The organism is Streptosporangium sp. NPDC020145, assembly GCF_040631275.1.
In the GTDB taxonomy this organism is placed as follows: domain Bacteria; phylum Actinomycetota; class Actinomycetes; order Streptosporangiales; family Streptosporangiaceae; genus Streptosporangium.
Genome location: NZ_JBEXZT010000003.1, coordinates 220,820 through 241,661, shown reverse-complemented (window position 1 = coordinate 241,661; position 20,842 = coordinate 220,820). Strand labels below are relative to the sequence as shown.

Genomic DNA, 20,842 nt, shown 5'->3' with positions numbered 1-20,842 from the left:
GAAACCACGTCCACTTCGTGTCGCCTCTGGGAGACCACTTTGCCGCGCATCCCCGTTGACCTGCCCCTGTCGGTTGACCGCCAGGCTCCCGCCGCACTCATGACCCAGCTCGGCGACCTGCTGCGCACCGCGATGCGCGACGGCACGCTCAAGTCCGGGGAGCGGCTGCCCTCCTCCCGGGCCCTGGCCCGCCAGCTCTCGGTCAGCAGGACCGTCGTGACCGAGGCCTACCAGCAGCTCTACGCGGAGGGCTGGCTCGAAGGCCGCCACGGCTCCGGAACCTACGTGGTCGACCTGGCCCCGCGCGAGCCGGAGGTCCCGGTGGACCCCTCACCCGTCTCCGCCCCCACGCGGGAGGCCCCAGCCGGGCCCGTGATCGACCTGCGCCCGGGCAAGCCGTGGGTGCGTGACTACGACCGGGCGGCCTGGCGCAGGGCGTGGCGCGCCGCCGCCGACCTGCCGCCGGGGAGCAACCCCGACCCGTACGGCCTGCCCAGGCTCCGCCGGGCGCTGGCCGAGCATCTGCGCAGGACCAGGGCGGTCGCGGCCGGTCCCGAGAACGTCATGGTCACCCGGGGGACGGGCAACGGCCTCGACCTCGTCGCGGCGACCCTGCTGCGGCCCGGCGACCGGGCGGGCGTCGAGGACCCCGGCTACCGGGTCGCCAGGAACGTCTTCGCCGCGCGGGGCGCCGATGTCGTGTCGTGCCCGGTCGACGAGGACGGCGTCATCGTCGAGGCCCTCCCCGACGACCTGCGCGTGCTGTACACCACCCCGGCCCACCAGTACCCCCTCGGCGGTCGTCTGCCCGTCCCGCGCAGGGAACGCCTGCTCGCCTGGGCCCGCCGTACCGGGGCGGTCGTGGTCGAGGACGACTACGACGCCGAGTTCCGCTACGACGTCGCCCCGCTGCCCGCCCTGTACGGCCTCGGACCGGAGCGGGTCGTGCTGCTCGGCACGCTGTCGAAGTCCCTGGCCCCCGACGTCGGCGTCGGCTGGCTGGTCGCCTCGCCGGGCCTGCTCGCGGCGGTCGCCGAGGTCCGGGCCGACCTGGGAGACCGCACCAGCGGCCCGACCCAGCAGGCGATGGCCGTGCTGCTCGAACGCGGAGACCTCGACAGGCACCTGCGCCGGATGCGGCTCGAATACGCCCGCCGCCGGGCGGAGGTCGTCGCCGGCCTCGGCACGCTGGTGACGGGCGACACCGCGGGGCTGCACGTCATGGTCGGGCTGCCCGAGCACGTGGTCGGGCCGCTGGTCGCCGCCGCGGCCGAGCGCGGGGTCCTGCTCAAGGGGATGAACCGCGACGACCACGGCGCCGCCGACAGGCACGGTCTGGTGATCGGCTACGGCTCCGCCTCGCTGCCCGAGGTCAGGCGGGGGGTAGCGGTGATCGCGGAGCTGATCGGGGAGCTGCGGCTCGCGGAGGAGGGGGCGGCGCCGGAGCGAGTTCCCTGACCACGGGCAGCGCGCGGCGGGCCTGGAGCGGATCGACGGGCAGCGCGTGCCGCCCCCACCACCGCGCGACCCCCGGATCGTCGGAGGGCTCCACGAGGCCGGGCAGATAGTCGTCGTAGGGCGGGTCGTAGAGGTAGCCGGTGGCCACCCCGCGCCGCTCCAGCGCCGCGATGGCCGCGTCCCGGTCGGCGACCAGCAGCGGCACCCGGAACAGCGGCTGGTCGAGGTGGGCGAGCACGCCCGCGGCGACCGTGGGCAACTCGGCGAGCGCGCGCACCCCGGCGATCCGCCGGGCCCGCTGCCCGGGCAGCCCGCGCAGCCGTCTCACCTGGTAGCGACGGGAGAGCGGCCCCCGTCTGGTCCGGTAGTCGTGCAGGTCGGCCCTGACCCAGGAGTCGAACGGCGGCAGGTCGGGCACCCGCTTCATGGCCTCGGCGAGTTCCTCCGGGCGCGTGGCGATCCGCAGGCCCTCGCGCTTCTCCTCCAGGCCGAGCGCGCGCATCGCCCACAGCGCGGGCCTGACCAGGCCGAGCCGGACCGTCGAGTGCCTGGCGGCCGAGGTCAGCACCGACCGCGCCTCGGCCACCGGCCGGTACGGCCGCAGCAGCAGGTCACGGGCGATCTCAAGGGGACGCAGGTCGGCCTCGTCCTCGACCGCGATCACCCCGCCGGAACCCGCCCCCGCGTGCTTGGACATGCTGAAGACCCCGGCCACCCCGAACGTGCCGAGCGGCCTGCCCCCGACCGTCGTCTCCATGGCGTGGGCGACGTCCTCGATCAGCGTCTTGCCCGCGAACGCGGCCACCCGGTCGGGCAGGCCGTACAGGTTGGTGGTCAGCACGGCGTCGACGGTGCCGAGATCGACGGAGCCGACGTCGATGTTGCCGTCACTCGGTGAGAGCGGCGCGATGACGGGACGCAGCCCGGCGGCCAGCACCAGGAAGAGGATCTCGTCGGCGGAGATCGGCGACATCAGCAGCCGCTGCCCGGGAAGGCACCAGTGCCGCAGCGCGAGATAGAGGCCGAGCCGGTTGGACGGTACGGCTAAGCAGTGACGCCCCGTTCGCGTGGCCACCAGGCCCTCGGGGGTCACCGGGCGCTCACGACGACAAGGAGGTGCGCAGGCGGCCGAAGGTCTTCAGTGCCCGGTCGGCCGTGGTCCGCAGGACCGGGTTGGCCAGGACGGTTCCCCGTGCCTTACGGACCGGCACGCTGAGCGCCCAGTGGATGCCCGCCCCGGCGCTCGGCCTGGCGATGCGGCCCTCCATCACTTCGTACTCCCCGTTCTTGAGCTTCTCCTTGTACTCCTTCTCGCCGCGTCCCAGGTCGATGACCTCGATGCCCGCGGCGGCCGCCTTCTCCGCCATGGCGAGGTGGTGGATCAGGCCGGGGGAGTACTTGGCGTAGGCGATGTCGTAGGCGGGGAACCAGCCCGCGAGGGTGGTGGCGGTGCGCAGGCCGAAGTGGCCCGCGACCGGCTGTCCGTCGACCCGTAGCACGTCGAAGACCCCCCCGAAGCGTTCGGTGTCGGTGGCGAGCAGCCGTTCGACCAGCTTGACGATCCACGGCCGGGCGAAACGGTCGGTCCTGCCGGTGCGGCGGTACTGGTCGGTCTTCCAGCCGAGCAGCGTCCGCAGCGCCGCACGGTCGGTCGTGGCGTAGTCGTGTTGGATCGCTCCATGGTCCCGTTGAAGCTTACGCGCCTTGTAGGCCGTGGAGCGGTAGGTCTTGCCCGAGTCGCGTTTCACCGTCTCGACGTAGGAGTCGTAGCCGTCGCGCAGGTCGATGATCGGTGACGGGTGACGGGTGTGCCGTCCGGACAGCAGCGGCTGCCCGGCCACCAGGTGGTCGAACTCGAAGACCCCCAGGCCACATGACCTGATCAGCTCTCGTGGGTCGAGTTCGAGGTCCTTGACGTGGACCAGCCCCTGGGCGTCGGTCAGCCCCGCGGCGACCGGTTTGCCGATGCCCATCGCGTGGCGCTCGAAGGGGAGGAAGCCGACCGTCTCCCGGCCATCCTGCAGGACCGCCACCCGGACCTGTTCCTGCAGCTCGCCGACGATGATCGTGAACTCGGGGGACAGGAAGGGGCTGTCGAAGGCGGGGTCCGCGTCCTGAAGGGTCCGCCATCGCTCGATGTCGGACTCCGCCAGTTCGCGAGGATGAACGATAGAGACGTGCATGGGCTCCTACTGGGGTTGCGACTTCCCCGATGCGCCTTCGGGCATGAATGCGCACAGGATATGCGTACTCACAGCGTGCGGCACGGTGCGTAATGTAGCGGTAAAGGATCGGGTCGTAGGTGGTTTTCCCAGGGTTCTCCCAGGATGTAACGTTCCGAGGCTCCATGGGAGAAGGCGCTCCGTACCACCCGTGATGATCACCGTGGGTTACCGGTCAGGTGCCAATCTGCGATAGAAGTTTCAAGTGTTCTGCAAGTCGCGTGGATAGCCTGACGATGCGGCCGATAACGCTTGGCTGTGAGCCGCGTCCTCTCACGGTCACGTCCGCCGTCGCTGTGGAACGCTTCATTGGACCGTGCCCAGGATCGAGGACGAGCGGTGATACCGACTGACGGACCGCGCCGGCGGATTCCGAACTGGCTGATCGCGACGGGAGCGGGAGTCGTCGCTCTCGCGCTCCTGGTCGGGATCGTCGTCATGTCGACAGGGCACGGCAAGCCGAGAGGGCGGGCCGTCGCGATCCCGCCTCCGCAGCCCGCGCCCGCCGTCGAGCAGCCCCCGGACTTCGGCGCCTGGCCTCGCTGGGGCGTCACCCACACCGAGTTCAGCGGCGACGCGGAGCGGGAGGAGGTCACCGAGACGGCCTCGCACCTCCTGGCCCGGGTCCCGCTGGTGCAGAACCAGCACATCATGGGCTGGGGCGCGGACAACCCCGAGCCCGTACGCGGCAAGTACGACTTCCGCAACCTCGACCGCCGGGTGCAGTTCATGGGCCGCTCACAGGCCCTGCCCGTCATCACCCTGTGCTGCGCCCCCGACTGGATGAAGGGCGGCACCGACGGGCGTACCGACTGGAACACCCTGGAGTCGCCGCCGAACCGCGAGAACTTCGACGACTTCGCCAAGCTCGCCGCCACGGTCGCCAGGCGTTACCCCACCGTCGAGCACTTCATGGTGTGGAACGAGTTCAAGGGATTCTGGAACTCGGCCACCAACCGCTGGGACGCCGAGGCCTACACCGAGCTGTACAACAAGGTCTACACGGCGCTGAAGGAGGTGAACGCCGACATCAAGGTCGGCGGTCCCTACATCCCGATCGTCAGCGACAAGAACGGCCGGGGCTCCGAACTCCAGGGTCCCTGGGGCGTGGTCGACCAGCGCGACCTCGACGCCGTCGAGTACTGGATCCGCAACAAGAAGGGCGCCGACTTCATCGTGGTCGACGGCGCCTCCATGACCAGGGACGCCGGGGCCCACCCCGACGACTTCGGCGCGCTCGCCAAGTTCGGCGCCGTCACCACCTGGCTCAAACAGAGGAGCGGCGGCCTGCCGGTCTGGTGGGCCGAATGGTACGTCGCGCCGGACAACGCCGACTGGACGGAGGAGCGCAGGACCGCCGTGCAGACCGTCGCCATGATGGAGTTCGCCACCAGCGGCGCGTCCACCGCCCTCTACTGGAACCCGCAACGCAAACCGGGCGAGGACTGCCCCGGCTGCCTGTGGCGTCCGGGCACGGGGGAGGAACTGCCGATGGCGGGGGTGCTGAGCGGGTTCACCAAGTGGTTCCCCGAGGGCGTCCCCCTGGTACCGCTCACCTCGGCCAATCCCGCGGTGCGGGTGCTGGCCCAGGAACGCCAGTTCGTGATGGTCAACACCACCGACGCCGCCGCGACCACGACGATCGACGGCAAACAGTTCGAGCTGGAACCGTACGAGGTCAGGTGGAGCGGGCGGGATGGAGCCTGACGGCGGGTCTGCGCCAGTTGGTGAACCAGCGCAGCAGCCATTCGACGGGACCGTACCGGTGGCTGCGCAGCCACATCCCGCTGGCGGCCGCCTGGAACGCGAAGATCGCCACGGCGATCGAGGAGACGGCGAGCGGGCTGAGCCGGTCGATCAGGGCGAACCCGTAGCCGGTGAAGATCAGCGAGCAGATCAGCGACTGGCTCAGATAGTTGGTCAGCGCCGTCCGACCCGGCGGCACCAGCACGGAGGTCAGGCGCGGGGCACGGGGAAACACCCGCAGCAGGGTCGCGACGTACGCCGCGGCCAGCAGCGGCGCGGTGATCAGGTCGACCGCCTGGCCGAGCATGTGGTGGACGCTCGTGCCGCCCGACCAGGTCGAGTGCGCGTAGAAGATCGCCCCCAGGATGCCGACCGGGAATCCCACCCACTGGATCTGGCGCAGTGTGGCGGTGTGCCGATCGGAGTCGGCGAGCAGCCGCCGCTTGCCGACGGCCAGCCCCACCAGGCAGGCGGCGAGCACCGCGGGCCCCTGGAAGAGCACCCGGAGCACCACGATCCTGCCGAGCTTGTGCAGGTGATCCGAGATGATCATGGGCACCGAGCTCTGCAGGGCCGCGTCCGACTTGGCCGCCTGCGCGGCACCCCCGGCCACGGTGCCCGAGAGGTCCGTCCCCAGCAGCGCGAGCCCGGCCATCAGGACGAACCCCGTCGCGAGCAGCAGGGTCAGCGCCACCGCGAAGAGCACCGCGGTCCGCGGCTTGATCCTCCGTACGGCCAGCAGCACCAGCCCCACCACCGCGTAGGTGGCCAGGATGTCCCCGGGGAACAGCAGTACGGCGTGGGCCAGGCCGAGCAGGAACAGCCCGGTCAGACGGCGCAGGAAACGCGGCACGAAGGCGGTCCCCGAGGCCGCGGCCGAGTCGAGCTGAAGGGTGAAGCTGTAGCCGAACAGGAACGAGAACAGCAGATAGAACTTGTTCTCGAAGAACACCGTGACGACCCAGCGCACCTCCCAGTCGAGCGGCGCGGAGAAGGCCGGTTCGGCCAGGCCCGCCATACGGTACCCCGAGGCCAGGTAGGCGATGTTGACGACCACGATGCCGAACAGCGCGAACCCGCGCAGGGCGTCCACGGCCGCGATCCTGCGATCCTGGACGGCCATGGTCATGGCCACGACAGGTTTCACCAGGCGATGATGCTCTCCCATGACCATCGAACCGTCCTTCAACGTGCCGCGCGCGTCACGCGCCCCCGGCGATAGTTGGTCGATATACCGGGGGACCCCGGAGGCTCACGCCTATTGGATCTGGTTGAACCCGATGACGATGAAGCGTTCGACAATCACCGCGACCGCCAGCAGGAATGCGGGAACCGCGACAAACAGGATGCGTCGTCCCCTCTTCGAAACACGGCCGGGATCGCGCAGCTTTTGCATCTCATAGACAAACAGTGCAATCCAGGTGACTCCGAGGGCACCGAGGCCGATCGGGGTCATAGGGGACCCACGGTCGCCGAAGCCCGTAAGAGGACGTGGCTGGGGGATCTCGGCGTTCTTCGGATACGTCTTCAGCGTGTACACGGCGGCGTCGGGGCTGTCGAAGACCCGCTTGAGCTCCGGTGACGCGTCGAGGGCGGCCCGGAAACGCTTGCTCCAGTCGGTCGGGAAACCATGGTTGAGCTGCAGGTAGGCGGCCTGGCCACGGCTCGCGACCAGGTAGGTGTTCGGTGGGGAGACACGGAACTTGTCGATCACGGAGGACAGCTGCTCCGGGTTCTTGTCCACGAGCACCTGCTGATACTCGATCTTGTCGAAGTCGCGCTCGCCCCACGGGATGGTCGGCGTGACCTCGGGCCCGATGATCGGGACCAGGAACAGCACCCTGCCGCTGGGCTTGTCGTGCCCGTAGACGTAGTGCATCGCCTGGACCTCGTCGCTGGAGACCCGCTCGAACTGCTCGTTGCCGTAGCGGGCGATCAGGAAGGACATCGACAGCGCCATCGCGCACGCGGCGGCGAGCAGCAGTGAGATCCTGCGGGTCAGCAACGGGTCGAGCCTGATGACGCGTCTGCGGGCCGGAACCGCCTCCTCGGGGGCGTCGGCCGTACCGGCGGGCAGGTTCGGGAAGAAGGCGTAGGCGGCGAGGATGCACGCCCCGGGCAGCGCGAACAGGTAGATGCGCAGACCGATCTCGCCGCCGTAGCTCTGCAGCGCGAGGGCGAGCACCGGAACGCACAGCAGGAGCAGGGCGGCCCGGTCGCCGACCCCCCGGCGCAGACGGCGCAGCAGGCCGACCGCGGCCAGCAGCAGGATGACCGCGCAGATGCCCAGACGGGCCAGCAGCACCAGCGTGTGCCTGCTGTCGCTGCCCTCGATCCGGTCGCCGGTGTTGCGCTGGAGGTTCTCCAGGATCCGGCCGAGACCGCCGAACAGTTCCTCGATGTGGCCGCTCCAGAAGGTGACCGTCTGGTAGCTGATCCACGACAGCACGATCAGCCCGAGGAGGAACGGCAGGGCCCAGCTCAGCGAGGAACGCCGCAGCAGGATCAGACCGGTCAGCGCGCCGAGCATCATGAACGGCGTGATCTGGTGCGAGGCCGTCGCCGTCGCGAACAGGACGATCAGCAGGATGAGCATGATCGAGCGGTCGTAGACGCTGGTCGAGTGGGTCAGCTCGCCCGGGGCCAGCCCGTCCAGCCTGGCCAGCAGCCGCCGGATGCGGCCCTTGGGCGGCGCGGCCGCGTCACGGACCTCCACCTTGCCGAACCAGCGCAGCACGATCGCCACGAAGGCCAGGTAGATCGCGTAGGTGAAGCCCTGCGGCGAGAAGTAGTCCTGGCCGATCCACTGCACGAGGATGAACAGCAGCGCCGCGAACCAGCGGGCCCGGGTCGTCGCGACCACCTGGCGCAGGATCAGCACGAACGGCAGCAGGTAGAGCAGGTTGGACAGCAGTGGCGTCCAGCGCAGGACCAGCGTCAGGTCGGTGACTCCGGCGGCCTTCGTGACGAACGCGACCAGCGCGAAGAACCCCGGCCACGCGAAACGGGCGTCGAGGATCGGTGAGGACGTCCCGGTGCGGTTGATGAACTCGACGAAGCCCGCGTGGACGTAGGCCGTGTGGAAGCGCGGTGTGTCCTCGATGAGCGCGGCGGCGCCGTGCAACGCGAAGGTGATCACCGCCAGCTGGAAGAGCAGCAGGAACTTGCGGTCGGTGTTCTGCGCGATCGTGACGAAGAACGCCGTGATCATCAGCAGGATCGCGACGAACGAGGTTGCGGGCAGCGCGGAGATCAGCCCGAGACCGTCGATGTGCGACAGGTCGACACCTCGCAGCGGGCCCGGCGTGGCACGCAGGGCCAGCACGTACATGATCAGGCCCTCGACGGTCAGCAGCGGCGGGAGCCACGCCATCGCCGAGCGCGCCAGCCGCTCCGTCAACGGGACGCGGGGCCGGAGCGTGGGCACCGATATGGACGCCGACACCCTGACGTTTCTGGTGGCTTCCGGGTCGGCCTTCTGGGCGGAGCCGGGGAGTCCGGCACGCCGGGCGGCGGGCAGCCGTACCTCGGCGGTCGCCTCCACGTCCTCGCCGTCGGCGCCCTCACCATCACCGTCACCGTCACCGTCTTCGCCTGACCCGGGGCCCGGCTCGGGGCCCGGTTCGGGATCCGGCTCGGGCTCGGGATCCGCCTCGCTCTCGAGGTCGTCGTCGGCGACCCCCGGCAGGTCGACGACCGAGAAGTCGACGACGGAGGAGTCCGTGACCGAGGAACCGAGGACCGAGGTGCCCATGATCGAGGCGATCGCGTCCTCGGAGGACTCCTCGTGCGTGTGGCCGGGGATGCGGAGGACCGCGGTCGGCGAGGGGTCGTCGTCGCCGGAGACGTCCGGCTCCTCCTGATCCCCGGGCCCCACGTTCTCCTCGGCGTCCTCCAGGCCTCCGGAGCTCCCAGAGCCCTCGGGGTCCTCGAAGTCCTTGGAGTCGCGGTCCTCAAGGCTCTCGGGAGCGGCCGGGGGAGTGGGACTGTCCTCGGGTCCGGCGTGCGTCTCCTCGGAGGCGGGGGAATGCTCCCCCGCCTCTGCGGCCTCCGATTTCACGTCATCACCTGAGCGTTGCCTCACGTCTACATCATGGGGGTTATACGGAGCCGGCCGTGACGACCGTATTTGATCTTTTCCCACCGTTGAGCATTTTGCGAAGGTCGGGGAAGATCAGCGCGGCGATCAGCAGCTCACTCAGCAGCAGCGCGTAGCCAACGGCCTCGATCCCCGCAGAGGGGAACAGCGCCAGGGTGCTGGTGAGCACGAGTACGGCCAGGGAGACCTGGACGAACGCGAGCCTGCGAGCCTTCCCCAGGGCCCGCAGGCCGCTCAGATAGATCTCGATCAGCACCCTGGGCAGCACCGCCAGGGCCATCAGCTGCAGCAGCAGTGTTCCCCGGTCGGCGAAGTCCGGGCCGAAGACGCGCAGGATCAGGGGCGCCGCGAGGATCGTCACGATAACGATCGGGACAATGATCATGAAGGCCCGGCGCAGCGCCCTGCGGGAGTTCGACGCGAACCGGTCCCGGTCGAAGGATCCCTCGACGGTCAGTGAGGTGGCCATGTTCATCGCCAGCAGCTCGATCAGCGAGCCCAGCGTGTGGGCCATGGAGAAGAGGCCGAAGGTGACCTCGTCCACCCTGGCCGCGATCAGGACCGGGATCAGGTAGACGCTCGCCAGGATCGACAGCGTGCCCGGGTAGTCTCCGGCGAGGAAGCGGCCCACCTCGCCGAAGGCGAGCGGCCTGGCCGTACCCTCCGTGCGCGCGACGTGCCGGGGGATGACCTTCCTGAACAGCAGGAGGTTGATCGGGATCAGGGCCATCGCGGCCGGGATGATCCATGAGACGAAGATGCCGTCGCGGGGCAGCGCGAACGCCAGGCCCACCAGCATGGCCATCTTGACCAGGCCGTAGCACAGGCTGCTCACCGGCACCCACGTGGCCTTGCGCAGCCCGGCCAGCGTCACGTCCTCCAGCGTGAACACCGACCAGACCAGCGTCGAGGCCAGGAAGAACAGCCCGGGGCCGAGGCCGTCGAGCGAGGCGTAGGTCGGCCCCCACCACGGCAACGTGAGCAGGAACCCGAGCGCGGCGACCACGCCGGTCGCCCCGGCGACCGCGTACGCCCTGACGATGAGCGCGGGCGTGCGCCGTCCGGCCACCGGGATGAAGCGTGCCAGCGCCCCGACGAACCCCAGCGCGGTCAGCGAGGCGAACAGCCGCATGGCGGTGATCAGCGCCTGGCCCCTGCCGAAGTCCGCGGGGCCGTACAGCTGGGCGGCGAGCCACCAGTAGCCCATGCCGAGCACCGCGGTGATCGCGGTGTTGGCCATGAGCGCGTAGCCGTTGCGGAAGAGCGGGTTGCGCAGATCGCGCGTCACCCGCTGCCGCAACCCGGCGAGCCGTCCCTGCGGCTCGTCCGTCGTCGCGCTCATGTGTCGCCTCCCCCCACGTCCGAGGACGTGTTCCTCACGCCAGACCGCGCACCCGGCGCAGGCCGTAGCGGGTCCTCCTGACGACGGCGTAACCCTTCGTCAGGACGCGTTGCCTCATGTAGATCAGCGGGACCTGGCTGCCCTCGACGGCCCGGCTGAACATCCCCATCGAGGTGCCCTCGGCCACGGTCAGGCGTGGCAGGGCGAGCACGTCGTGCCTGTCGGCGGCGATGGCGTTGCTCACCGCGCAGGCGGCCCAGTAGCCGGCGCGCCGCACCTCACGCCTGACCCGCCCGCTTGAGTAGCCGTACGGGTAGGCCATGGTCGCGACCGGAGCCCCGATCCTGTCTTCGAGCAGTGCCTTGTTGCGGCGCAGCTCCTGGCGGAGCCGGTCGTCGGGTAACTGGTCGAGCTGGGGGTGGCTGTGGCTGTGGCCGCCGATCTCGATGCCGCACGAGGCGGCCTCCCGGGCCTGGCTCCAGGTCAGCATCGTGTCCAGCGGCCTGCCCGCCGCGTCCTCGCCCGCGTCCCTGACCCACCCGCTGGTCAGGAAGACCGTCGCGGGGAAGCCGAGGCGTTCGAGCACCGGCAGCGCGTGGCTGTGGAAGTCGGCGTAGCCGTCGTCGAAGGTCACCACGACCGGCCGCTCGGGCAGGGAACGCCCGTTGTTCCTGTGCAGCGAGGCGACCATGTCGGCCACGGTCAACGGGGTGAAGCCGTGCTCCTTCAGGTAGGTGAGCTGGTCGGCGAACACCGAGGGCCGTACGGCCAGCGGTTTCGTCTCCGGGTTCGGCCGGTCGGAGATGGAGTGATACATCAGAATCGGCACGCGGATCACGATTTCGCCACCTTCAACCGGAGAGATCCGACGATGTAACCCCAGGTCGTCCAGGTGAGTCCGACCACGATCGCCACAGCCCTGCCGAACCCTGACAAATCGCCACGCAGTACGTCTCCCAGGCCCCGCAGCGCGCCGAGCGGCAGCGCCTTCAGCGCGTGCGCCCGCTCACTCGCCAGTCCGTCCCCGGCGCCGACGTTGTGCGTGACCAGCGCCTTCGACAGGCCCTCCGCGTAACACCTGGACCGGAAGTAGGCGAACCTGGCCCGTGCCTCGGGCACCTTGTGGCCGATCACCGCCGCGGGTTCGAACAGCATCACCGCGCCGGGCATCCGCTGGGAGAGCCGGATGCAGAACTCGGTCTCCTCGCACCCCAGGGGCCTGGGCTTGCGCCCCTGCACACTGCGGCCGATGCCGGTGTGGAACCCGCCGACCTGCCCGACGAGTTCCCTGCGGAAGGCGGCGTTGCCGCCCATGACGTTGCGGATCGGTGACCGCCGGGTGGGCATGCCCCGGTAGGAGCACCCGACGGTCCAGTCGAACTCGCGGGGGAACCAGCCGGGACGGCGTCCCGTCGCCCACAGTGGGTTGGTCAGCCCGCCGACGCCGACGACGGCCGGATCCTGGAAGCCCTCCTCCAGTGCTTCCAGCCACCCCGCCTCCGCCACCGCGTCGTCGTCGAGATAGGCCACGATGTCGCCCGAGGCCGTAGCCGCGCCGGTGTTCTTGCCCCCGGACAGCCCCTTCTCCTGCGTGTTCTCCACCACGATCACATCGGGATACTCCCGCTTGAGCCTCAGTAGCAGGTCCGCGTTGTAGTCGACCACCAGGATGATCTCGTACGGCCTGCGCCGCTGGTTCTCGACCGACGCGACGGCGGCCCGGATGTCCTCCCAGCGCTCCTCGGTGTAGACGCAGATGACGACACTGGTTCTCATGACTACGCGGCGCCCTGGTCCGCCGCCGGGGTGGTGGCCGCAGGCTCGGGAGCGGTGGTGACGGGGTTGTTCCGCCACTCCCTGATGATGGTTCTCAGCACTCGGATCCCGTCCCTTACCGCGTGCAGGTTGCTCTCGCCGTGAATACGGCAGCGCTCGTGGCTGGGAACCTCATGCACCTTGAGCCCGGCCTTGGCCGCCCTGATGTTCATCAGGGTCTCGACCTCGAAACCATCGCAGTCCAGGTTGAGCACGTCCAGGTGACGCGCCCAGAAGGCGTTGTAGCCGTAGCACAGGTCGCTGTAGCTGGTGCCGTAGATCCGGTTGACCAGGCCGGTGAGCACCTTGTTGCCGAACTTGCGGTTGAAGGTCAGGTCGTCGCTGCCCCCGCCGGATGCGTAGCGCGACCCCTTGACGAAGTCGGCCCCGGTGACCAGCGCGCCGACGAACTGGATGATCTCCCGGCCGTCGGTCGAGCCGTCGGCGTCGATCATCACGATGATGTCGCCGGTGCAGGCGGCGAACCCCGCGGCCAGGGCGTCGCCCTTGCCCTTGCCGGTCTGGGTGACGATGCGGACGTTGGGCCGCAGCCGCTTGGCGACGGCCACGGTGTCGTCGACGGAGTTGCCGTCGACGAGGACGATCTCGTCGATCCACTGGGGCAGGGTCGCGAAGACGTGCGGAAGGTTCTCCGCCTCGTTCATCGCGGGGACCACGACGCTGACCGTGGGAGAGATGGCCATGTGAGGGGTGATAGGGGTGAACCGCTCAATCGGTGGCATCGCTCGCAGCGGCGGTTTGGCATTGTGCTTGACGATGTCGGGACTCATGAAACATGTCCTTCCGGTTCGGCGGTCGTCATGACGACTGACGGGAGGACCCGGAGCCAGACACAGCCTGAGGGGGCGGCGGGAATGGCGAATGCGGTGAGGGATGCATGGAAGGGTCCTGGCGGGAGTGTTCGCTGTTACCGGGGGTCGGCCTAGCCGACTCCCCATGGTTCCTTGACGACCGCGGAGGCCGATTGGTTCTGCGCTGAGGTGCGCATACGGCCGAAACCTTTCAGCACGCGATCGGCAAACCGATACAGATGGGGTCGATCGAGGACGATGGTGCGGGCCTTGTTGACCGGCGTGCGGCCCATCCAGTGGACCGCGGCCGCGGGGGAGGGGCGGGAGACCCGGCCCTCGGCGACGTACAGGTCGCCGCTCTTCAGCCAGGACTTGTACTCGCGGCCGCCCTTGCCCATGTCCACTTGGCGCAGCCCCGAGCCGGCCGCGTGCTCCGCCATGTGGAGGTGGTGCGTGATGCCCGGGGAGTAACGGGCGTACTCGGTGTCGTAGGCGGGGAACCAGCCGACCAGGGTGTGCGCCGTACGCAGGCCGAAGTGCCCGGCCACGGGGGTGTCACCGGCGTAGAACATGGTCAGCACGCCCGAGAAGCTCTCCGAGCGCATCGCGTGCATCTCGTCGAGCAACCGGACGATCCACGGCTGGGCGAAGCGGTCCACCCGCCCGGTGCGGCGGTACTGGTCCGACTTCCAGTTCAGCAGGGTGCGCAGGGTCGCGGGGTCCGTCGAGTCCCATTCGAAGCGGATCTCGCCCTGCTCACGGCCGAGCTTGCGCTCCTTGTAGCGGACGGTCTTGTAGTTCTTCGGTGAGTTCTGCTTCACCTGATCGATATAGGAGTCGAAACCCGAGCTCAGGTCCATGACCGGCGCGGGCCGTACGTCCGACTGGTGTTCGGCGAAGGTCGGCTGACCGGCGACGAGGTGGTCGAAGTCGAAGACGGAGAGCTTGCAGGCGCGCAACAGCTGTTTGGCGTCCAGGACCAGGTCGGGAACCGAGATCAGGCCGTGGCAGGTGGTGAGGAAACCGCCCAGGGGTTTGCCGATGCCGAAGTTGTGGCGCTCGTAGGGAAAGAATCCGACCGTCCGGCCACCGTCCTGGATGACGGCGACCCGGACGTAGTCGCGGAGACGGCCCATGGCCAGGGCGAACTCCACGGAGAGGAAGGGGTTGTCGAGGGACGGATCGGCCCCCTGCAACTCCCGCCATCGGGATATCTCGGACTCCCCGAGGTCACCGGGGCGAACGACGACGATGTTCACCTTGACCTGGCCCCCTGTTCGGTCTGCAAGCTTGCGCTCCCCCGGTACAACACGCGTAACACGTATATGAACCCACCGAGCACCGCGATCGTCGCCACCCCGGCGCGAGGCGACCACTTGTCAAAGGACAGCATGGCCACGGCAAGGAGTACGTTCACGACCAGGCTTGCCGCCGCACCCACTGATAGTGCCGCAAGAGGGTCACGATCACGCAACAGTCCCATCGCCGCGGCACCCGGAGTGACCAAGAGGAACAGCGGAGTGAGGACGATCCGGAGAGGGGTGTCGATTCCGGCCAGCGCGATCACGGCCCCCGCCACGCACGCAAGAGTGAGTGCCCACCCGAGCACCCTGCGATTGGTCGACATCTCCTGACTCCTGGTCGTAGTGGCATGATCGATCACCTATTCATGGGATCAATCACTGCGGACGAACGTCAATGCCGACGTTTGACCTCAGTCCATGGTTTACCGGATCGCAAAGCGATGCGTTGGCGTTATCCAGCGCGGAGTCAAGTGATCATACGATATCCGGTCAGGATTCGGATGTCTCCCTTGGGCCTTTCGCCACGCCGGGAGAGTCTCACGCGCAACCACCGAAGCCCTATGGTGCAGGGCTTTTCGGTCAGATCGGGTGAGCTGGGACGGTTGTGGCAAAGGTGGCTCGGGCGTGTCGGGGGCCGCGCGAGCCGGGGGTGGGAGAAGTGACTCAAATCACGCCCTCCGCGGAGGGTCACCATCCATGCCGATCGTGTGATATGTCCGCCGTACGGCGGTGCCCTCGGAGAGGGGTCAGCAGTGCGGCGCGCAGAGGCGGCGCCGCATTCCCTCAAGGAAGAACGTGCGAACCTGTCCGATGTCCTTGGCGATGTAGGCCTCGCCGCCGGTGGCCCTGGCCAGTGCCTCCATCTGGCGCCTGCCCTTCGGCGCGTCCGGCCCGAAGGCGATGATCAGGATGCTGACCGGCCGCTCCGGGTCGTACTCCCGCTTCAGCCTCCTGAGGATCTCCCGGTCGCCGATGCCGCCCTCGGGGTCGTCGTTGCCCGCGCCGTCCGTCAGGACCACCAAGGTATTGATCTTGTCGCCCTGGTACTCCTCGTTCATCCGCCGGTAGGCGGCGGCGAGGGTGTCGTTGAGCCCGGTGTCGCCGGTCGCCCTGGCCCTGGTCGCGGCCAGTTTCCGGTTGATCAGGTCCCGGCGCAGGACACCGTCCAGGTTCTCGGTCAGCGGGCCGACCGGGACCGTCTCGTGGTAGTCGACGCCTCGGCCGTCCAGGTTCGTGGAGAACTCCCACACCCCGATCTCGCTCTTGACCGGGAACAGCTTGATGCCCTCGGTGGCGATCCTGGTGATGGCCCGCATCCGCGTCAGGCCCGTCCCCGGCACGGGGAGCGCCATCGTGCCCGAGACGTCCAGCAGGGTGAGCAGCCTGGTGCCGAGGTTCAGCCGGGACCACGAGCGTGACAGCCCGGCGACGGTCGCGGCGTCCGGGAGCGGCAGCGACTTCGGCGCCTGGGCGCGGAAGCCGGAGACACCCAGGAGCGCGGTGCCCGCCCGGCCGTCGGGGGTGCGGAAACCCCGGTCCTGGAGGTCCTTCCCGGCGGCCTCGGTGGTGAGGTCGCGCAGGAACGCCTCGGCCGCGGCGCGCACGGCGGCGTCCCGGGTGGTGACGACCGCCGGGTAGTCGAGGTCGACCGTCCCCTCGGCCGGATACAGCGGGACGGCGGGGACCTGCGGCTTTCTGCCGGTGTCGAAGGCCCACACGCCCTGCTCCGAGGCGACGCCGATCGGGGTCCTGCGGCCCTTGACGCCGAGACTGGCCAGCAGCGCGTCCTGGTCGCGGACGGTGGAGCCGGACAGTGTCTTGAGCGCGCCGACCAGTTCCTCCTGGCCGACACCCGAGGCCGTCGCCGTACCCGAGGCGGCCAGCAGCGCGCCGAGCCCGGCCGCGTTGAGCGAGGGGTCGAGCGCGAGCACCCGCACCCTGCGGCCCGGGCCGTTGGGGTCCGTCACGTTCGCGGCGCCGAGCATGCCCTTCCAACTCGCCTCGCCGAGGTCGTCCCGCAGTTCCTGGACCGCGGTGCCCGGAGCGGCCAGCACGACGGGGGAGCGGGCGACGGAGGCGCCGGGGGCGGGGAAGGCCGGATCCTTGGCGCGCAGGCCGTTCACCCACAGGGAGGAGTCGGGAATCCACAGGTCCATCGCACCGACCTCGCCCCCGCTGCCCCCCAGGCCGGAGGCCACGGCGGCGGAGGCGGCCCCGGTCACCGTGACGGTCGCGCATCCGCCGCCGGAGTCGCGGGAGGTCCTGGTGAAGCGCCCGGCGATCTCGGAGAGGGCGGGCTGGATGTCGGGGGAGGCGGTCACCCGCAGTGTGACGGGAGTCTGCGCACAGCCGCGGTCCCGGTTGACGATCACGAAGGCGGCGACGCCGAGCAGCACCGCGAGGGCGACGGAGCCCGCCAACGGCACGAGCACCGCGCCCCGTCCGCTTCTGCGCCGCCGCGGCAGGTTGTAGGAGGCGTAGCCGTCGTCGAGCTCATCCGTCCTGTGACGTCCGCTCACGATGCCCTCTTCGCGTTCGATGTCCGGAAACTAGCGGGTCACCTTATACGGAGGTTCTCCACAATGTTCACGGAACTGTACTGGGAACGCTTAAAGTGGCAAAACACCCTTTTTGCTGTGTAAATCCACCTGCGCGATAGAAAACGATCTCTGTGCTGTATGGGAACGGGCCGCTCAGTGGTGGCAGACGTGCCCGCGCCAGGCCTTGCGCCCCTCGTGCGCGGCCACCGCGGCCAGCAGCGTCGCCACGACCGGGTCGGCCCACCGGAACCCGAGGCCGTTCAGCGCGATCCCGGCCAGCACGCCCACGGCCTGCGAGGCGCACAGCAGGTTCTGGGTGCCCTCCCCCGAGGTCGCGGCCGAGCCGAGCCGCGCGCCCAGCCGTCGCTTGGCCACCCCGAGGAACGGCATGGCGAACAGGCTGACCGCCGTGACCACCGCGCCGAGCACGCTGGGCCTGGCCGTGTGCCCCGCCCACAGGTCGTAGACCACGTGAAGCGCCAGGTAGGGGGCCAGTAGCCAGAAACTGATCGCCACCGCCCTGCCCGCCCTGGCCTCGGCGTCCGCCGAGTGGGTCCGCGACCCGGTGAAGCGCCACACGACGATGAGACTGGCCGCGGCCTCGACCAGTGAGAACATGCCCCAGCCGATCAGCGCGACCGAGTGCGCGGCGAATCCGGCGGCGATGCCGAGAGCGCTCTCGACCCCGAGCCAGACGAGCGTCGCCAGCGAGAGGGCGCGTGCGGTACGGGCGTCGCGCAGCCAGCGTGCGCTCTCGGGCGCGGGGGGTGTGCTCCGGCAGGCCGTGGTGGTTCCTGAATCCCCAAATATCACGCCAGGTAACCTACACGCCACTCCCTGTGGTTTCGAGGCGGATTCGTGAGTCGCTCGGTGGCGGACGTGGCGCCATAGTCTCCTGGGGAAGAACGAATCACCGGATCTCAGGAGAAAGCTTCGTGCCGTTCACGCCCAGCCATGTCGCCGCAGTGCTGCCGTTCATCGCCTCGGCGCGGGCCCGCAAGGTCCTCGACCCCTGGGCGCTCGCGCTGGGCACGATGGCACCCGACCTGCCGATCTTTCTGCCCTTCCTGCCGAACTACGGGATCTGGCACTCCATACCCGGCGCCTTCACCCTCGACCTGCTCGCCGTCCTGGTGATGTTCGCCGTCTTCCACGGGCTGCTCCGTGACCCGCTGACCGCGCTGCTGCCCGCCGGTCTTGCGGGAAGGGCGGCCTCGCTGGCCCCGAAACACGACATCGGCCGGCTGCTGCCCGTGGTCGCGGGCGGCGTCGTCGGCTCCCTCACCCACCTGCTGTGGGACTCCTTCACCCACTCCTACAGCATCCGGATCTGGGGCTGGTCCTGGCTGGTCGACCCCCTCGTCGGCCAGATTCCCACCTTCCGTGCGCTGCAGTACCTCTCAAGCGTGGTCGGGCTGAGCCTGGTGCTGTGGTGGTCCTGGCGCGGCCTGGCCCGGATGACCCCGGTCGCGGTGCCCGACCGGCTGAGGCTCTCCACCCCGGTACGGCTCGGCGTGATCCTGGCGGCGGTGGCCGCGACCCTGGGGGGAGCGGCGGTGTGGCCCGTGATCTTCCCGCCGAGGGACGGCACCGAGCTGATCACCAGACTGGGTGCGGGAACACTGGCCGGACTGAGCGTGCTGCTGGTCGTCTACGCCGCGGTGTGGCAGCTCAGAAAGGCCGTGGCAGTATTCCAGGATGCCTGAAGCAGCCGATTCCCACCCCGATCTTCACCGGGACCTTCACCGGGACCCCCGCCTGGCCGACTACGCGAACCTGCGTGACGTCGAACTGCGCAAGAGCCTTGAGGCCGAACACGGCCTGTTCATCGCCGAAGGGGAGAAGGTGATCCGCAGGGCCGTCGCCGCCGGGTATCCGGTGCGCTCGGTGCTGCTGACCCGCCGCTGGGCCGACTCCCTGGCCGACCTGCTCGACGGTCTCGGCGACCGGGTCCACGTGGTCGAGGACCGGGAGATGGAGGAGATCGCCGGGTTCCCGGTCCACCGGGGCGCCCTGGCCGCCATGGACCGCAAACCCCTGCCCACGGTCGCCGAGACGCTGCGCGGCGGCCCCCGGCGCGTCCTCGTCCTGGAGGACCTGGTGGACCACGGCAACGTGGGTGCGATCTTCCGCTGCGCCGCCGCGCTCGGCGTCCACGCCGTGATCCTGTCGCCCCGCTGCGCCGACCCGCTGTACCGCAGGGCGGTGAAGGTGTCGATGGGTGCCGTCTTCGCGATCCCGTACGCGCGGATGACCAACTGGTACGACGGCCTCGCCGAACTTCGCGCGGCGGGTTTCCTGACCCTGGCACTCACCCCCGACCAGGGCGCGACCCCGATCGACACGGCCGGTACGGCGGACCGGGTCGCCCTCCTGCTCGGCTCGGAGGGCGACGGCCTGTCCTCCCACTGGCTGCACGAGGCCGACCAGCCGGTGTGCATCCCCATGAGCTCAGCCGCGATGAGCCTGGGCGTCGACTCCCTCAACGTGGTCGCGGCGGCGGCCATCGCCTGTCACGGCCTGATGCGCGGCGTCCTCGTCACAGGAACCGGAGACACCCTGGGCTAGGCGTCGCCGCTGAGGGTCCCGCCGTCCTCGCCCTGGTCGTCGCCCGTGCCGGAGACCTGCTCGCCGGCCCAGTCCAGGAGCCGGTTGGCGGTCTGGAAACGGCGCTCGGACTTCGCGTCGCCGAGAATCACCCCGACGAACCGGTGGCCGTCCCGGTCGGCGGCGAACGACAGGCAGTAGCCCGCGGCGCGGGTGTAACCCGTCTTCACACCCAGCGCGCCGGGCGTCTTGCCGAGCAGCTTGTTGCTGTTGGTCCAGGTGTGGGCCCGGTGCAGCTTGGAGGCGGCCACGGTGTAGCGCCTGGTCGAGGCGATGCCCAGCAGCACCGGGTCACCCAGCGCGATCTGGGCCAGCTTGGCCTGGTCCTGGGCGGTCGAGTAGCCGCCGGACGGCTTGGGCAGCCCGTCGGTGTTGGTGTAGCGGGTGCCGGTCAGGCCGAGCGAGCGGGCCGCGGCGTTCATCTTGGCCACGAACTTCTTCTCGCCGGGGCCGTAGACGCGGGCCAGCGCGTGGGAGGCGTCCGCCCCCGAGGGGAGCATCACCCCGTGCAGCAGGTCCCGGACGGTCAGGCGTTCCCCGGCGCGCAGCGAGGCGCTGGTCGCGTCGTTCGTCGCGGCGTGCCGTACGTCGTCGGCGTTGATCCGCACGACGTCGTCGAGACCGGCCTCACGCAGCACGACGTAGGCCGTCATGACCTTGGTCAGGCTGGCGATCGGCACCCGCTTGGTGGCCTGCTTGGCGAACAGCGGCTTGCCCGTGGTCACGTCGAGCAGGTAGGCGACTTTCGCGGCCACCGCGGGAGCGGTCGAGGCCGCGACCGTCCTCGTCGTGGCCTGTGACACGACCGGCGCGGCGTGCGCGGGCACGACGAACCCGGTTGTCACAGCGGCCACCGTGGTCACGGTGGCCAGAGCGGTACAGGCGAGAAGGCGAATT

General features: G+C 69.7%; 17 protein-coding genes. 4 read left to right on the top strand and 13 right to left on the bottom strand.

Features of this window, described 5'->3' with window-relative positions; genetic code table 11:
- Nucleotides 1–39: 39 nt before the first annotated feature.
- Nucleotides 40–1,458 (top strand): PLP-dependent aminotransferase family protein, encoded by a 1,419-nt coding sequence (locus ABZ463_RS06585; protein WP_362773715.1) that lies wholly within the window; start codon nt 40–42, stop codon nt 1,456–1,458.
- Here ABZ463_RS06585 and ABZ463_RS06580 read toward each other — a convergent pair.
- Both ABZ463_RS06580 and ABZ463_RS06575 read right to left on the bottom strand, forming a co-directional pair.
- Complete coding sequence (locus tag ABZ463_RS06580) at nt 1,373–2,551, bottom strand: DegT/DnrJ/EryC1/StrS family aminotransferase (RefSeq protein ID WP_352010523.1); 1,179 nt, start codon at nt 2,549–2,551, stop codon at nt 1,373–1,375. The two genes, ABZ463_RS06585 and ABZ463_RS06580, sit on opposite strands and share 86 nt — an antisense overlap.
- 7 nt (nt 2,552–2,558) lie before the next feature.
- Nucleotides 2,559–3,641, bottom strand: coding sequence for a GNAT family N-acetyltransferase (locus tag ABZ463_RS06575; protein WP_352010524.1), 1,083 nt, complete (start codon nt 3,639–3,641; stop codon nt 2,559–2,561).
- 378 nt (nt 3,642–4,019) lie between these two features.
- Here ABZ463_RS06575 and ABZ463_RS06570 point away from each other — a divergent pair, with 378 nt between their 5' ends.
- Nucleotides 4,020–5,387 carry a xylan 1,4-beta-xylosidase gene (locus ABZ463_RS06570; RefSeq protein ID WP_352010525.1) on the top strand — a complete coding sequence of 456 codons (1,368 nt, stop codon included), beginning with the start codon at nt 4,020–4,022 and terminating at the stop codon, nt 5,385–5,387.
- Here the strand turns inward: ABZ463_RS06570 and ABZ463_RS06565 are convergent.
- The 10 genes from ABZ463_RS06565 to ABZ463_RS06520 form a co-directional block, all read right to left on the bottom strand.
- Nucleotides 5,359–6,573: a DUF418 domain-containing protein gene (locus tag ABZ463_RS06565; RefSeq protein WP_362773710.1), complete on the bottom strand. Its 1,215-nt coding sequence runs from the start codon at nt 6,571–6,573 to the stop codon at nt 5,359–5,361. The two genes, ABZ463_RS06570 and ABZ463_RS06565, sit on opposite strands and share 29 nt — an antisense overlap.
- A gap of 111 nt (nt 6,574–6,684) precedes the next feature.
- The gene (locus tag ABZ463_RS06560; protein WP_362773707.1) at nt 6,685–9,486 is read right to left on the bottom strand and encodes a hypothetical protein; all 2,802 of its coding nucleotides are present in this window, start codon (nt 9,484–9,486) and stop codon (nt 6,685–6,687) included.
- Nucleotides 9,487–9,526: 40 nt separating this feature from the next.
- The gene (locus tag ABZ463_RS06555) at nt 9,527–10,867 is read right to left on the bottom strand and encodes a hypothetical protein (protein WP_352010528.1); all 1,341 of its coding nucleotides are present in this window, start codon (nt 10,865–10,867) and stop codon (nt 9,527–9,529) included.
- Between the two features lie 34 nt (nt 10,868–10,901).
- Nucleotides 10,902–11,696 carry a polysaccharide deacetylase family protein gene (locus tag ABZ463_RS06550; RefSeq protein ID WP_352010529.1) on the bottom strand — a complete coding sequence of 265 codons (795 nt, stop codon included), beginning with the start codon at nt 11,694–11,696 and terminating at the stop codon, nt 10,902–10,904.
- 5 nt (nt 11,697–11,701) lie between these two features.
- Nucleotides 11,702–12,643, bottom strand: coding sequence for a glycosyltransferase family 2 protein (locus ABZ463_RS06545; RefSeq protein ID WP_362773702.1), 942 nt, complete (start codon nt 12,641–12,643; stop codon nt 11,702–11,704).
- Nucleotides 12,644–12,645: 2 nt separating this feature from the next.
- Nucleotides 12,646–13,386 carry a glycosyltransferase family 2 protein gene (locus ABZ463_RS06540; protein WP_352010531.1) on the bottom strand — a complete coding sequence of 247 codons (741 nt, stop codon included), beginning with the start codon at nt 13,384–13,386 and terminating at the stop codon, nt 12,646–12,648.
- Nucleotides 13,387–13,625: 239 nt separating this feature from the next.
- On the bottom strand, nt 13,626–14,753 hold the full coding sequence (locus tag ABZ463_RS06535; RefSeq protein ID WP_352010532.1) for a GNAT family N-acetyltransferase: 1,128 nt from the start codon (nt 14,751–14,753) through the stop codon (nt 13,626–13,628).
- On the bottom strand, nt 14,750–15,121 hold the full coding sequence (locus tag ABZ463_RS06530) for a hypothetical protein (protein ID WP_352010533.1): 372 nt from the start codon (nt 15,119–15,121) through the stop codon (nt 14,750–14,752). The genes ABZ463_RS06535 and ABZ463_RS06530 overlap by 4 nt, the downstream gene beginning before the upstream one ends.
- Before the next feature lie 423 nt (nt 15,122–15,544).
- Nucleotides 15,545–17,317, bottom strand: a complete 1,773-nt coding sequence (locus tag ABZ463_RS06525; protein ID WP_362773697.1) for a substrate-binding domain-containing protein — start codon at nt 17,315–17,317, stop codon at nt 15,545–15,547.
- A 174-nt stretch (nt 17,318–17,491) separates the two neighbouring features.
- On the bottom strand, nt 17,492–18,151 hold the full coding sequence (locus ABZ463_RS06520) for a cation transporter (protein ID WP_362773694.1): 660 nt from the start codon (nt 18,149–18,151) through the stop codon (nt 17,492–17,494).
- Between the two features lie 122 nt (nt 18,152–18,273).
- Between ABZ463_RS06520 and ABZ463_RS06515 the strand changes: the two genes are divergently transcribed.
- The gene (locus ABZ463_RS06515; RefSeq protein WP_352010536.1) at nt 18,274–19,044 is read left to right on the top strand and encodes a DUF4184 family protein; all 771 of its coding nucleotides are present in this window, start codon (nt 18,274–18,276) and stop codon (nt 19,042–19,044) included.
- Nucleotides 19,037–19,906: an RNA methyltransferase gene (locus tag ABZ463_RS06510; protein ID WP_352010537.1), complete on the top strand. Its 870-nt coding sequence runs from the start codon at nt 19,037–19,039 to the stop codon at nt 19,904–19,906. Before ABZ463_RS06515 ends, ABZ463_RS06510 begins: the two co-directional genes overlap by 8 nt.
- On the opposite strand, the gene ABZ463_RS06505 is transcribed toward ABZ463_RS06510, so the two are convergent.
- A complete protein-coding gene (locus ABZ463_RS06505; protein WP_352010538.1) occupies nt 19,903–20,799 on the bottom strand; it encodes a D-alanyl-D-alanine carboxypeptidase family protein in 897 nt (298 codons plus the stop codon). The genes ABZ463_RS06510 and ABZ463_RS06505 overlap by 4 nt on opposite strands.
- Nucleotides 20,800–20,842 lie beyond the last annotated feature (43 nt).